This is a genomic window from Streptomyces hesseae (genome assembly GCF_031845785.1).
Lineage (GTDB): Bacteria > Actinomycetota > Actinomycetes > Streptomycetales > Streptomycetaceae > Streptomyces > Streptomyces hesseae.
On sequence record NZ_JAVRFI010000002.1, the window covers coordinates 425,379 to 439,223 of the forward strand.

Here is a 13,845-nt window from a genome sequence, read left to right on the forward strand (position 1 = left end):
TTATTTAGCCTTTTCCCAAAGCGTTAAGGAAGACATATGTCTGGCAGGGTTTCACGCTCGGTGTGGTCGGCCGGTCTCGTCACCGCCACGGTGGCCGCGGGGCTGTTCGCCGCGGCGCCCGCAGGTGCGGTCACGGGCCCTGAGGCCAAGGACGGGGCCTACGCCTACACCGCCAAGCTCGACATCGGCGAGGGCAAGCGGTCCTGTTCGGCCGCGCTGGTCGACGCGCAGTGGGTCGTGACCGCGGCGAGCTGCTTCACCGACACCGCCCAGCAGGCCACCTCCCTGGCGCACGGCAAGCCGTCCGGCAAGACGACCGCCACCGTCGGCCGCGCCGACCTCGGCACCGACGCCGGTCTCGTCACCGAGGTCGTGGAGCTGGTGCCCCAGGCCGGCCGTGACCTGGTCCTGGCCCGGCTGGCCCAGCCGGTGAACAGTGTCGCCCCCGTGGCCCTGGCCGCCACCGCGCCCGCCAAGGGCGAGGTCCTCAAGGCCGTCGGATTCGGCCGGACGAAGACCGAGTGGGTGCCGAACAAGGCGCACACCGCCACGGCCACCGTGGACGGCCTCGCCGCCACCACCGTGAACATCACCGGCAAGAGCCTCGACGACTCGCTGTGCAAGGGCGACATGGGCGCCCCGCTGCTGCGCGAGAAGGACGGCAAGGCCGAGCTGGTCGGTGTCAACGTCGGCTCCTGGCAGGGCGGCTGCCTGGGCGCCGCTCCGGGCGAGACCCGCACCGGCGCGGTCGCCACCCGTACCGACGACCTCGGCGACTGGATCCGCACCACCGTCAAGAGCACCACCAGCCTGGTGGGCGTCGGCTCGGGCCGCTGCCTGGACATGCCCAGCGACAAGGGCACCACCACGCCGCAGCTGTGGAACTGCTGGGGCGGCAACAACCAGAAGTGGACCTACACCGCCGACAAGGAGCTGCGCGTCTTCGGTGACATGTGCCTGGACGCGGCCGGCGGCGGCACGACCGGCGGCACCCCGCTGATCATCTGGTCGTGCAACGGCGGCGCCAACCAGAAGTGGAACCTCAACGACGACGGCAGCATCACCGGCGTCCCCTCCGGCCTCTGCGTGGACGTCTCCCACGAGGCGACCGAGAACGACTCCCCGGTCGGCCTCTGGTACTGCAACGGCGGCAACCACCAGAAGTGGAAGCGCGCCTGACCCGGACCGCGCCGCGGAAACCGCGCCCCCTGTCCGTCCAGTGCACGCCGGACGGACAGGGGGCGCACCCCTTTACGGGCCGGGCCCCTTCACCCACTAGCGCACGGCGGGCGCCGCGCTCCCGGCCTGGGCCGTCTCGATGTCCTCGTGGAGATCGGTGGTCGCCTCGGCGGCGGCCGCCCCGGAGAGCAGCAGGCACACCAGCAGCCCGGCCGCCACGCTCCGCGCCCGGGCGAAGGAGCCCCGCGTGACCGGCGGCGCGGACAGCAGCGCCGCCACCCGGCGGGGCACCGGCCCCGCGGCCGCCGCCAGCGCGCCGGCCGGACGGGCCCGGCCGGTGGGCGCGGCCGAGGCGGCCAGCGCCGCGCGCGCCACGGCCCGGGCCGCCAGCCTGCGGTCGCCGACCGCGGCGGCGGCCGCCTCGTCGGCCCACCGCTCCACCTGGAAGGCCAGCGGTTCGCGCAGGCCGCGCAGCGCGGGGTGCGCGCAGGCGGCGAGCCGCGCGAGCAGCAGCAGAAGGTGGTGCCGGCCCGTCAGATGGGCGCGCTCGTGGGCCAGCAGCACGGCGCGTTCGTCCGCGTCGAGGCCGCGCAGCATGCCGGCGGTGACGACCACGCCGCCCGGCCGGCCGGGCAGGGCGTAGGCGTCGGCCCCCTCGACGGGCAGCACAGTGAGGTCGCCCGCGCGGGAGTGCCCGGCGAGCTCCCGGGCGACCCGGGCCCGCGCGGCACGGTGGCCGTGCAGCACCCGGACGACACCGGCGGCCACCGCCCCGGCGGCCAGGGCCGCCACGACGCCGACGGGCACGGCCGCGGGCGCGAGGCGCTCCAGCAGCGGCACGGACAGATGGCTGAACGACGCCACCACGGGCAGCCGCAGCACCGCCGCGCCCGACAGCAGCGCCAGAGCCGCCCCGGACAGGCAGGCGAGGGTGACGGCGGTGGCGACGAGGAGCAGCGCGGCCGGGCGCGGCGGCAGTGCGGCGGCCAGCCGGCGGGCGGTCGGCACGGCGAGGAAGGGGATGATCAGCGGCGCCCAGACGGCCCAGGTCACGGCAGGTTCCCCGGCTCGGCGGCCTGCTCCAGCAGCTCCCTCAGCACAACCTCGTCGGCGGAGGAGAGCCGGGAGACGAAGCGGGCGAGCACGCCCTGCCGGTCGTCGCCCTTGTCGAGCTCGGTGTGCATACGCTGGGCGGCGAGGGCGGCCCGGTCCTCGACGGCCGGGCTGTAGGCGTACGCGCGACCGGCCCGGACCCGGTCGAGGGTGCCCTTGGCGTGGAGGCGGGCCAGGGTGGTGGCGACCGTGGTGCGCGCGAGCGGCTCGGTGAGCGCGGCCTGGACCTCCGGCGGCGTGAGCGGGCGGTCGGCCGCCCAGAGGACGACCAGTACGGCGGCTTCCAGCTCACCGGCCTGTCGGCGTATGTCCTCGGTCACCGGAACCGTCCTCTCCTCGCGATCGTCTACCGTCGTGTAGACCGTCTATCGGAATGTAGACGATGGCGTGCCCGCAGGCACGCCCGCCCGTCCTCGATTATGGGAGGCCCCGCGCCCCATGCTCGCACCACCCTCCGCCCTTCCGGCCACCCCCGCCCCGGTCGCGTCCGCACCATCGGGCACCTCGCTCGCCTTCGACGGCTCGACGATCGACGGCGGCTGGTACACGGACGTCACCCAGCTGGCACGGCACTCCGGCCACCTGCTCAATGACGTCATGTCCGCGTGGTCCTCCTACGGGCTCGCCCTGTTCGCGCTGCTGATGCTGGTGGTGTGGTGGCGGGCGCGACGCGCGGACGCCGCGACGATGGCCCGCGCCCTGGCCGTGCCCCTCGTGGTCGTCCTCGTCTACGGCGTGGACATGATCCTGAAGTCGGTGGTGCGCGAGGTGCGGCCCTGCCGGTCGATCCCGCACAGCTTCACGCTGGAGTCCTGCCCGGCGCCGTCCGACTGGGCCTTCCCCAGTAATCACACGGTCATCGCTTTCTCCGCCGCCACGGCGCTGCTGCTGCTGGACCGGAAGCTGGGGGTGCTCGCCTTCCTGGCGGCCGTGGCGATGGGCTTCTCCCGGATCTGGGTCGGCGCCCACTATCCGCACGACGTCGCCGCAGGAGCGCTGGTGGGCGTGCTGGTCGCCCTGCCCCTGGCGGCGGCCTCCGGCCGGGCGGCGCCCTGGGTGGAACGCGCCCGCGGCGGCAGGCTGCGCCCGCTGCTGACCGCCGACTGAAGCGGCCGGAAGCAGCCGGAAGCAGCCACCGGCGGCCGTGGTCAGCGATCCCGGGCGTCGACCTGGACGAGGGCGTGGGTGCCGCTGGTCCGCCAGGGCGCCCCGCCGCTCTCCAGCGCGGTCACCGTCGCCCCGTCCAGGCCCGTGATCACATCTGACTTGAGGGTGCGCAGCGCGGCGACCGGCCCCGGGAAATGGGCGGTCCGCCCGGTGAAGGGCGTCGTGGCAGGCCAGTGCCGGTCGCCGACAAGCCTGCGGTAGTTCAGATCGCCCTTCATGACGGTCACCGTCGCCGCCGCGAGCTCGGCGCGCAGATCCCCGGGCATCTCCTCGTACGGCAGGGGGGCGCAGAAGAACGCGTGGGCACGCACTTCGAGTTTCCCGGTGGCCATCGCGCGCCACAGCCGCCCGCCTGCCTGCGCGGCGCTCTTCCCCGGTGCCCGGCGGAGCCGGCGCAGGGCGTCGGCGACGTCGGCCATGGTGGCGTCGGAGACGTAGTACGGGTACGGCTTGACGTGCAGGACGGCACGGTGGGCCCGGCCGCTGCGCAGGAGGTGGTCGAGGAGGACCAGGTCGGGGATGAGCTCCGGGCCGGCGTTGTCCGCGACGAGGTGGACCTCGGCCGGGCGGCCCTCGGGCAGCAGGGACCACAGCAGGGCGCTGTCGTCCGCGACGAGGGCCGGGTCGCTGCCGGTGGCGGCCATGTCGCCGGCGGTGATGCGGAAGCCCAGGTCGGCGCGGTTGCCCCAGAGCGCGGCCCGCAGCAGGGCCGCGTCGCGCGCGGCGGGGTCCGCCTCCTCCAGCTCGTCGAGGACGGCCAGCGCGTCGTCGACCGCCGGGCCGGCGAGCTCCGCGTGCTTGAACGGGGCGAAGGGGTCCACGCCCTGCCAGGGGCCGGGCGCGAAGTAGCCGACGGCGTCGAGGAGCCTGCGGTAGAAGTAGCTCTCGGCCCACAGGAACGGCGCGGCGAACCACGAGGTGCCGAGGTGGCCCCGGTCCCAGTCCCGCCACCGGTCGTGGTCGTGGGCGCCGGCGGGCAGCGGCTCGATCACTCCGTCGGCGAGCCCGGTGAGCAGGGCGTCGAGGGCCCGGTGCTGGTCCGGCCCGTAGGGGGAGGCGTCGCGCAGCCGCTGGACGAGCGCGGGGTGGCGCTTGGCCCACACCTCCCACGCGAACGAGCCGGGCTCGTCGCTGCGGATCACGGGGGCGTCGTCGGGTGCGGGCATGGCCTTCACTTCTCCTCCACGGTGCGGCTGCTCCGCACCGTACCCGGCGGCGGGTCCGCCGGGCCCGGCGCGTCAGGCCCTACGAGGCGTCAGGAGAGGACGCCGCGTCACTTGAGGGCGCTGCGCTTCTTCCACTGGTCCCAGTTCTCCTGCCAGACCTCAAGACCGTTGCCGACGTCCGTGATCTTGGTGCTGTCGGTGTTCTTGACCTCGACGGTGGAGCCGATCAGCAGGAAGTCGTAGATCTTCTTGGCGTCGCTCGTGGTCATGCCGAAGCAGCCGTGGCTGTTGTTCTCCACGCCGATGGAGTTGTTCCAGGGCGCGGAGTGGAGGAAGGTGCCGGAGGCGGTCAGGTGGGTGACCCACTTGGAGTCGAGCATCCACTGATTGCCGTAGCCGATGGTGGCGGAGTCCATGGTCTCCGCGGCGTTCTTGCTGCGCACGGTGTGGATGCCGCCCCGGGTGGGGTCCGTCGGGGAGCCGGCGGAGCCCATGATGTGGCCGACCTCGTTGCCGTTCTCGTACATCGTCAGCTTGTGGGCGGCGACGTCGATGACGGCCTTGTGGTCGGCGCCTATGGTGAAGCCGAAGTCGTAGTTCCGGGCGAACCAGCCGCCCTCGCCGGAGTCGACGCCGGAGAGGTTGCCCTTCACGGAGACCTTGGTGCCGGTGGGCCAGTAGTCCTTGGGCCGCCAGTCGATGCGGTCCTGGCCCGACCAGTCCTTGACCCAGCCCCAGGCGCCCTCCACCTTCGGCTGGGTGGTGACGGTCAGGGACTTCTCTATCGCGGCCCGCTTGTCCTTGTCGACGGGGTGGTCGAAGAGGATGGAGACCGGCATGCCCGTGCCGACGGTCGCGCCGTTGCCCGGGGTGTTGGTGAGCTTGTTGACCTTCTCCGCCTGCTCGGTGGTGAAGGTCGCGGAGGCGGTGGACTCCTTGCCCTTGCCGCTCTTGCCGCCCTTGGCCTTGGTGTGCACGGTGTAGGTGGCGCCGGGGGCGGCGTTGCCGGCCGAGGTCCAGGAGGCGCCGTCACCGGAGAGGCTGCCCTCGACCTTGTTGCCCTTGGCGTCCTTCACCTCCACCTCGGTGAGCCGCCCGCTGTCGGCCTTCACCGAGATCGGCGAGCCGAGCTTGACGGCCGTCCCGCTGCCGGGGGTGATGGTCACCTTGGCCTCCGCCCCGGCGTCGGCCCCGGAACCGGAGCCGCCCGAGCAGGCGGTGAGGACGAGGGAGCCCATGAGGGCGGAGGCCCACAGGGTGGAGCGACGGCCCGTTCCGACGTGCACGTGAATCAACCTTTCTCGCACTTTCTCGCAGTGACAGACACCTCTACAGATGATCTGCACGCTTGTACGGTTGCACGGAGAAACGAAACATTTGCGCGATACAGCCAGTAGGCGGCCGGACGCCCTGTTCGTACGTCACCTCACGGGACGTCACGACCCCCGGGCGCCCCGGAATCCCCGCGCCGAAACCTCCGCCCGGCGCCCACAACCCGATCGACGGATCCCGCGCCGAACCGCTCCCCGGCCGCTGACCGGACGCGTACCGTCCGGTCGTGAACGGTGTGTGCGGAGGACGCCCGGAGCTCACCGAGGGGGACGGGGACATGACCACTGAACACGAGGGGGCCACCGGAGCCGGGCCGGGCGGCGGGCGGTTGCCCCGCCGTGACGTCCTGCGGTACGGGGCGGCGGGCGCGGCCGGGGTCGGCGCCGCCGGTCTCGCCGGGCCCGCCGGCGCTTCCGCCGTCCCGCGCGGCGGCGGGAGCGCACGACGCGGCGGCCGCCGGGTGGCCGTGCTGGGCGCGGGAGTCGGCGGGCTGACCGCCGCGCACGAGCTCGCCGAGCGCGGCTTCGAGGTGACCGTGGTCGAGCGCCGCGCCGTCGCCGGCGGCAAGGCCCGTTCCCTGTACGTCCCGCACACCGGCACCGGAGGCCGCCGCGACCTGCCCGGCGAGCACGGCCATCGCGGGGTCTTCGGCTTCTACCACAACCTCCCCGACACCCTCCGGCGGATCCCGCTGCCCGGCGGCGGCACCGTCTTCGGCCGGCTCACACCGGTGACCTGGATCGAGCTCGCCCGCACCGGGAACCGCCCGGACATCCCCCTCCCCGTCAGACCCGGCTCGCTCTCCCTGTCCGGCGCGCCGCTGCTCGTCGCCACGCTCGGCGGGCTGCTCGCGGAGGGCCTGCGGCTGCCGCCGTGGGAGGCGGCCCACTTCGCCCGGCTGGCCGTGACGCTGTTCACCAGCTGCGACGAGCGCCGCTTCGGCCAGTGGGAACACCTGGCCTGGTGGGACTACATCCAGGCTGACCGCATGTCCGAGGACTATCAACGGCTGCTCGGCGGCGGGGTACAGCTGCTCCAGGCCCTGCGGCCCCCGACCGCCAGCGCCCGCACCTGCGGCCAGGGCCTGGAGGCCATCTTCTACGACGTGCTCGGGCTCGGCAGCGACGGGCCCGCCGACCGTATCTTCGCCGGTCCCACCAGCGAGGAGTGGATCGACCCCTGGGTCGCGCACCTGCGCTCCCTCGGCGTCCGGTTCGCCTTCGGCCGGACGGTGGAGCATCTGGAGTGCCGCGCCGGACGCGTCGTCTCCGCCACCGCCCACGACCACCGGGGGACGACGGAACGCATCGACGCGGACTGGTTCGTGGCGGCGGTCCCCGCCGACCGGGCCGTACGACTGTGGGACGCCGCCCTGCGCGCCGCAGACCCCCGGCTCGCGGCCATGGACGGGCTGCGGCACACCTGGTGCAACGGCATCCAGTACTTCCTACGGGAGCCGGCGCCGGTCATCGCCGGGCACATCGTGCACGTCGACTCCCCGTGGAAGCTGGTGTCGATCAGCCAGTCGAAGCTCTGGCGCGCGCCGTACGCGCGGACATGGGGCGACGGCCAGGTGCGGGAGTCGCTGTCCGTGGAGGTCTCCGACTGGGAGACGCCGGGCATCCTCTACGGCAGGCCCGCCCGGCACTGCACCCGCGAGGAGGTCGCCCGGGAGGTGTGGGCGCAGATGCGGGCCCACCTCGGCCGGGCCGGCCGGTCCGTCCTGGACGGCTCCCTGCTGCACTCGTGGTACCTGGACGAGGCGATCACCGAGGGCCCGGACGGGCTGCGCGAGGACGACCCGTACCTCCTCAACAGCACCGGTTCCTGGGAGCTGCGCCCGGAGGCCGTGACCGCCGTCGGGAATCTGTTCCTCGCCGCGGACTACGTCCGGACGTACGCCAATGTCGACTTCACCTCGATGGAGACGGCCAACGAGGCGGGCCGGCGGGCGGCTTCCGGGGTGCTGGCCGCCGCCGGGGCCTCGGAGGCGCCCGAGGTGCGGACGTTCCGGGGCTACGAGGCGCCGGAGTTCGCCGTGCTCAAGCACGAGGACCGGGAGCGCTGGCGGCGCGGGCTGCCGCACGTCCTGGACACCGGGCGCCGGTGACGGCCGGGCCGTGCTCCCCGCGGGCCGGGGCGGGGAGCACGGGCGGTGTCAGCCGAGGCGCGCGGTGACGGCGGCCAGCTTCTCGACGCCGGCGGCGAACTCGTCGGGTGTCAGGGCCTGGAAGGGCAGACGCAGGAAGACCGTGCCGGCGGGCGGGGCGGCGGATCCCGGATAGAACGCCGAGCCCCGGGTCAGGAGCACGCCGTCCGCCTTCGCGGCCGCCAGGAAGGTCGTCTCGTCCGTGGGGACGGGCAGGTGCACGCTGACGTAGTAGCCGCCCTCGGGGACGGCGATCAGCGCGTCGTCCCCGAGGTGCCGGCGGACGGCGGCCACGGCCGCGTCATGACGGGGCTTCAGGAAGCGGCGGGCCCGCTCGATGTTGCCCGTGGCCAGCCCGGCGGCCAGGCTCCGGGCGGCGACGGCCTGGAGCAGGGGCGCGGGCGAGAGGTAGGTGCCCTCGGCGAGGGCGGCGAGCGCGGTCACCGTGGCGGGCTCGGCGATGACGTAGCCGACGCGCAGCCCGGGGCTGAGGATCTTGCTCAGGGAGCCCACGGTCAGTACGCGCCCGCCGGGCGAGAGCTCGGCCAGCGAGGCGGGGGCGGTCCCCTCGAAGCGCAGTTCCCGGTAGGGGATGTCCTCGACGATGACGAAGCCGTGCTCCTCGGCGAGGCTCACCAGTTCGCGGCGCTTGTCCTCGCTGGTGGTGACGCCGCTGGGGTTCTGGAAGTCGGGGATGACGTAGACGAAGGCGGGCGTCCGCTCGGCGAGGCGCTCGCGCAGGACGTCGAGGTCGAGGCCGTCGTGGCGGAGGGGGATGCCCGTCACCCGGGCGCCGTGGCGCTCGAATATCTGCACGGCGCGGTCGTAGGTGGGGGCCTCGACGTGGACGTCCGGCCCGGTGTCGCGCAGGAGGTGGGCGGCGAGCAGGTCGAGGGCCTGGAGGGAGCCGTTGGTGACGAAGATCCGCTCGGGGTCGGCGGCGTGGAACTTCGCGAGCTCCTCGCGCAGGGCGAGGTCGCCGGTGTGGTTGCCGATGGGCGCGTACTGGAAGACGTCGTCCCGCTGATCGGCGAGGACGGCCGCGGCCTGGGCGGCGAGTTCCTGGGCCGGGATGGCCTCACGCGGGGGAATGCCACGGGAGAAGGGGAACATGGGTGCCTCCGTTGTCGGTAGGCGCCCCGAAGGGGCGCGGGACAGCATCGATATGCGGCTACCGCCGCGTGGGCGCGACCGGCCACCACCGGCCCGCAGATGACGCTCAGCGGTGACCGGCCGGTACGACGAGGTCGGGGCCGATGTCCGCGACGCTCTCGACGCCGAGCTGGAGCAGGGTGTCCTCGATCTCGTGGCGCAGCAGCTCCAGCACCGCGCGGACGCCGGCGCGCCCGGCGAGGGCGAGGCCCCAGAGGTAGGGGCGGCCCAGGCACACGGCGTCGGCGCCCAGGGCGAGGGCCTTGACGACGTGGACGCCGGAGCGGATGCCGCCGTCGACGAGGACGACGCCCCGGTCGCCCACGGCGGAGGCGACCTGGTCCAGCGCGACCAGGCTGGGGATCTCGCCGTCGAGCTGGCGGCCGCCGTGGTTGGAGACGATGACGCCCTGGGCGCCGAGGTCGAAGCAGCGGCGGGCGTCCTCGGGGCCGAGGATGCCCTTCACCAGCAGCGGCAGCGTGGTCCGCTCCCGGATCCGGCGCAGGTCGTCCCAGGTGAGGGGGAGCCGGTCGATGCGGGCGTTGGCGGGGATGTCGCCTTCGAGGATGCCCAGGGCCCGCAGGGTGCCGAAGTCGACGAAGGGCGGGGTGCGGAAGCCGGAGCGCAGCGTGGAGACGCGGCGGGCCGCGTGGCTCGCGTCCACGGTGACGACGAGGGCGGACGCCCCGGCCTTCTCCGCGAGGGCGACGGTGGCGGCGATGTCGTCGTCGGAGCGGTAGGCGTAGAGCTGGAACCAGCTTCCGCCGGGCGCGGATTCGGCGATCTCGGGGTAGGCGTAGTGGCTGTCGGTGCTGACTACGGAGATCGTGCCGGCGTCCTCGGCGGCCAGTGCCGTGGCGATCTCGGCGTGTTCGTGGAGCAGCCGCTGGGGGCTGGTGGGGGCGAGCAGTACGGGCAGGGAGAGCTGTTGGCCGAGGACGCCGGTGCGGGTGTCGGGTGCGGTGCCGGCGGTCGCGAGGGCGCGGGGGCGCAGCCATACCCGGTCGAAGGCGGCGGTGTTGGCGCGTACGGTCTCCTGGGTGCCGGCGCCTCCGGCCACATAGGCCCGGATGTCGGCGGAGAGCGTGGCCTCCGCGGCGCGTTCGAAGTCCGGCAGCGTCAGGAGTCCGGCGAGTTCCGTGTGTGCAGCCACTGAATGTCCTCCGGGGAGAAGGGACTTTCTCTGGTCAGCCGAATTGGTCGAAGGCCATCTTCACCACCATGCCCGTCACCACGAGGACGAGGACGGTGCGGACGAATCCGGAGCCCTTCTTGAGCGCCATGCGGGAGCCCAGCAGGGCGCCGGTTATATTGCCGAGCGCCATGCCGAGTCCCAGGGTCCACAGGACGTTTCCCTGGACCGCGAAGACGGCCAGGGCGCCGAGGTTGGAACCGGCGTTGACGACTTTGGCCATGGCGGCGCTCTCGAGGAACTGCTTGGCCAGCAGGGAGGTGAAGAGAATGATGAGGAAGGTGCCCACGCCGGGCCCGAAGAGGCCGTCGTAGAAGCCGATGCCGCAGCCCGCGACGGCGATGACGCCCATGCGGCGGCGGGTGCTCGTGGCCGACTCCAGGCTCTGTACGCCGAAGTTCGGGCGGAAGGCGACGAAGAGGGCGACGGACACCAGCAGCACCATGATGACGGGGCGGAACCAGTCGGTGGGGACGCTGGCGGCGGAGAGCGCGCCGAGCGCCGCCGACGGGACGGCCAGTCCGGCCGCCGGCAGTACGACGGAGCGGTCCAGCGTGGTGCGGCGGGCGTACATGACGGCCGCGGTGGACGTGCCCATGATCGCGGCTATCTTGTTGGTGCCCAGCGCGGTGGCGGGCGGGAACTGCGGGAACGTCAGCAGCAGTACGGGGATGAGCAGCACTCCCCCGCCGCCCACGACGGCGTCCACCCAGCCCGCGGCGCCCGCGGCCAGGAGCAGCCCGGCCACGTCGAACCAGTCCATGTCGTCCTCGATTTCACGTGCCGGAACGATGCCGGGTGCCCGCCGCCGGCCCGGCGGGCGCCTTGATCACACCACGCCCCGGATCTCGGCCATCCTGGGGATCACCCGCGGCCGTCGCATCATGCGCCGGGCCCACAGGGGGGTGGAGCGCAGCGAGTAGAAGCGGCGCAGCCAGCGGTCCGCGCCGTCATAGCGCGGCGCGAACGCCGAACGGCCGTGCGCGGCGACGTGGTTGTCGACGATGACGAGGTCGCCGGGTTCGAGGACGATGTCCTGGCACACGGTCTCCAGCGCCCGCGCGAGGGCCTCCAGGGCGTGGGCGCCCCGGGCGTCGGCGGCGTGGGTGTGGTGGGAGTTGAAGCGCAGGAAGGCCCGGCCGGGGTCGCCGAAGATCACGGGGTGGGGGCCGGCGGCGGGTGGTGGCGCGGTGGCGGCGTCGCGGGTGAAGGACGACGGATAGGCGCTGTGGTAGACGGGCTGTCGCAGCGCCTCGACGTCCTCGGGCGTCAGGTGGGCGATCGCCTCGCGGACGGAGGCGACCCGGGTGGCGGCGACGCCGTCGTGGTCGCGGCGCAGGCAGAGCAGGCCGAGGAAGTCCGGGCGCAGCGGGTGGTGGACGTTCTCGGTGTGGAAGTCGAAGGCCACGGAGCCGCTGTTCTCGATGCGGCTCTCCTCGCCGGGTACGGGGTGGACGTCGTGGATGAGGGCGCCGGATTTCTCGTCCTGGTATCCGACGAGCGAGCCGAGGAGGTCGGCGACGAGGGTGAGGGTCCCGTCGGTCGGGTGGCCGTCGAGGGCGGCGGTGCCGTGGCCGGCGGGGGTGGTGGGTACGTCGCCGACCTCGATGCCGCGCAGCAGGACGTGGCCGTGGGGGGAGGTGCCCTCGGCGAAGTCGAGGAGGGTCTCGCGCAGGGCCGGCGGCAGGTCCAGTTGGAGGAAGGACATGGCGTTGGCGCCGGCGTCGGGGAAGCGGGCGGCTATTTCGGAGAGTGCCCATAACTTCTCCCGGTCCGGCGGGTTCAGCCGGTGGGTCCGTTTTATTTCCGCTACGAGGGCCACGGTGTTTCCTCCAGGCAAGTGCGAACACGGGCGCAGGCGCTTTTCCGGAACACGCCGGGCACAAGGAATGGCGGCGTGGAAAAGGGGAGGAGAAGTGCGGAGAAGATGTGGGGGGATCGGGAATCCGATGGCGGGAAACGTGCGATCACGCTATCCGGGCGGGTCAAATCATGTCAACGAGGGTTTTCGGACAGGGAACGACGGTATTTCCCGAAGCCGCATTTCCCTCACCGCCTCCTCCCCCGCTTCTGGATCATGGCCCTGAGCTGCGGCGTTGACGGAGCGCAACGCGGCGCTCGACCAGGATCCCGGGGCCCGCGGCCGAAGCGTTTCGGCCAGCCACATTTATGGAACGCAAAGTTCCGGCAATGCATTGGTGTTATCACACAAGGTGTGAGGGGTGGGTGTAAGGAACTTGTAACACGGGGTCCCCTGACGTGCCGTCGCACGCGTGGTTGGCTTTCCAAGGTCATCCGCGTTTCCCTTCCCGCCCTTTCTCCAGGGAGTTCCGTGTCCACCGTCTGCCGCCCCGTGCTCTGTCTTCCCGAACACACCGTGACCCTCGACGAGACCGTCTCCCATATGGGCGCACTGCACTCCGGTCATCCGAGGATCGGCACGGCCCTGCGGCTGATGCGCAACACCTCGGTGCGCACCCGGCATCTCATCGACCCTTTCGCGGACGTCATACGCTCCCGGACGTTCGGCGAACGCATGCGGCGCTATGCGGAGGCCGGCACGGATCTGGGCGTAGGGGCCGCCCTGGGCGCGCTCGACGGGGCCGGCACCGTGCCGGAAGAGGTGGACCACCTCGTGCTCGTCTCGTGCACCGGGTATCTGCTGCCGGGGCTCGACGCGCACATCGCGGGCCGGCTGGGGCTGCGCAGGGACGTCCGCCGGCTGGCCTTCACCCAGGTCGGCTGCGCGGGCGGCGCGTACGCGCTGGCGCGGGCCCGGGAGCTGGCGGCCGTCCGCCCGGGGTCCGTCACCCTGGTCGTCGCGGTCGAGCTGTGCTCGCTGTCTTACCAGGCGGGGGACGACAGGATCGCCTCCTTCGTCTCGACCGCGCTCTTCGGCGACGCGGCGGCGGCCTGCGTCGTCCGGGAGGACCGTCCCGGGCTGCGGCTCGACGCCTCCTACGAGGACCTGGCGCCGGACACCCTGGGCCACATCTCCTACGAGGTCGACGAGCTCGGCTTCCACTTCGACACCAACCCGCGGATATCGCGGGTGGTCGCGGAGGCGATGCCCGGCCTCAGACGCTGGCTGGAGGACGAGACGCCCGTGCTCGCGCCGCAGCCCGACTTCCTGATCGGCCACACCGGCGGGCCGCGCATCATGTACGAGGTCAGCAAGGGGCTGGGCCTCCCGCCGGCCATGTTCGAGCTCAGCGAGAACTCCCTCACCCGGCGTGGCAACACCGCGAGCGTCGTCGTCCTCGACGTGCTGGAGCAGACCTTCGACGACCCGCCGCGCGCCGGGGCCCAGGGGCTGGTCGTCGCGTTCGGGCCCGGGGTCACCACGGTGGCCGTGACCGGCACGTGGGTGGCGGCGTAGCAAGAGGGGGCCGCCC

12 protein-coding genes are annotated in these 13,845 nt (G+C 73.0%); 4 read left to right on the plus strand and 8 right to left on the minus strand.

The features are described from left to right. Nucleotides 1–36 precede the first annotated feature (36 nt). Complete coding sequence (locus RM609_RS04880; protein ID WP_311608171.1) at nucleotides 37–1,179, plus strand: ricin-type beta-trefoil lectin domain protein; 1,143 nt, start codon at nucleotides 37–39, stop codon at nucleotides 1,177–1,179. 96 nt (nucleotides 1,180–1,275) lie between these two features. Here the strand turns inward: RM609_RS04880 and RM609_RS04885 are convergent, their stop codons facing one another. Both RM609_RS04885 and RM609_RS04890 read right to left on the minus strand, forming a co-directional pair. Next, nucleotides 1,276–2,232, minus strand: a complete 957-nt coding sequence (locus tag RM609_RS04885) for a M48 family metalloprotease (protein ID WP_311608172.1) — start codon at nucleotides 2,230–2,232, stop codon at nucleotides 1,276–1,278. After that, the gene (locus tag RM609_RS04890; RefSeq protein ID WP_311608173.1) at nucleotides 2,229–2,612 is read right to left on the minus strand and encodes a BlaI/MecI/CopY family transcriptional regulator; all 384 of its coding nucleotides are present in this window, start codon (nucleotides 2,610–2,612) and stop codon (nucleotides 2,229–2,231) included. The genes RM609_RS04885 and RM609_RS04890 overlap by 4 nt, the downstream gene beginning before the upstream one ends. 118 nt (nucleotides 2,613–2,730) lie before the next feature. Here RM609_RS04890 and RM609_RS04895 point away from each other — a divergent pair, with 118 nt between their 5' ends. Continuing rightward, complete coding sequence (locus RM609_RS04895) at nucleotides 2,731–3,399, plus strand: phosphatase PAP2 family protein (RefSeq protein WP_311608174.1); 669 nt, start codon at nucleotides 2,731–2,733, stop codon at nucleotides 3,397–3,399. 41 nt (nucleotides 3,400–3,440) lie between these two features. Here RM609_RS04895 and RM609_RS04900 read toward each other — a convergent pair whose 3' ends face one another. Both RM609_RS04900 and RM609_RS04905 read right to left on the minus strand, forming a co-directional pair. After that, complete coding sequence (locus RM609_RS04900) at nucleotides 3,441–4,625, minus strand: damage-control phosphatase ARMT1 family protein (RefSeq protein WP_311608175.1); 1,185 nt, start codon at nucleotides 4,623–4,625, stop codon at nucleotides 3,441–3,443. 107 nt (nucleotides 4,626–4,732) lie between these two features. Next, complete coding sequence (locus RM609_RS04905) at nucleotides 4,733–5,911, minus strand: L,D-transpeptidase (protein ID WP_311608176.1); 1,179 nt, start codon at nucleotides 5,909–5,911, stop codon at nucleotides 4,733–4,735. A gap of 323 nt (nucleotides 5,912–6,234) precedes the next feature. Here RM609_RS04905 and RM609_RS04910 point away from each other — a divergent pair, with 323 nt between their 5' ends. Next, nucleotides 6,235–8,067 (plus strand): hydroxysqualene dehydroxylase, encoded by a 1,833-nt coding sequence (locus RM609_RS04910; RefSeq protein ID WP_311608177.1) that lies wholly within the window; start codon nucleotides 6,235–6,237, stop codon nucleotides 8,065–8,067. A gap of 48 nt (nucleotides 8,068–8,115) precedes the next feature. Here RM609_RS04910 and RM609_RS04915 read toward each other — a convergent pair whose 3' ends face one another. The 4 genes from RM609_RS04915 to RM609_RS04930 form a co-directional block, all read right to left on the minus strand. Beyond that, entirely contained in the window at nucleotides 8,116–9,219 is a 1,104-nt protein-coding gene (locus RM609_RS04915) for an aminotransferase-like domain-containing protein (protein ID WP_311608178.1), read from the minus strand. Nucleotides 9,220–9,325: 106 nt separating this feature from the next. Beyond that, nucleotides 9,326–10,411 (minus strand): alpha-hydroxy acid oxidase, encoded by a 1,086-nt coding sequence (locus RM609_RS04920; RefSeq protein ID WP_311608180.1) that lies wholly within the window; start codon nucleotides 10,409–10,411, stop codon nucleotides 9,326–9,328. 34 nt (nucleotides 10,412–10,445) lie between these two features. Next, nucleotides 10,446–11,213: a sulfite exporter TauE/SafE family protein gene (locus tag RM609_RS04925; protein ID WP_311608181.1), complete on the minus strand. Its 768-nt coding sequence runs from the start codon at nucleotides 11,211–11,213 to the stop codon at nucleotides 10,446–10,448. Nucleotides 11,214–11,279: 66 nt separating this feature from the next. Then, entirely contained in the window at nucleotides 11,280–12,158 is an 879-nt protein-coding gene (locus tag RM609_RS04930) for a TauD/TfdA family dioxygenase (RefSeq protein ID WP_311608183.1), read from the minus strand. Nucleotides 12,159–12,782: 624 nt separating this feature from the next. Between RM609_RS04930 and RM609_RS04935 the strand changes: the two genes are divergently transcribed. Further along, nucleotides 12,783–13,829, plus strand: coding sequence for a type III polyketide synthase (locus RM609_RS04935; RefSeq protein WP_311608184.1), 1,047 nt, complete (start codon nucleotides 12,783–12,785; stop codon nucleotides 13,827–13,829). Nucleotides 13,830–13,845: the final 16 nt, after the last annotated feature.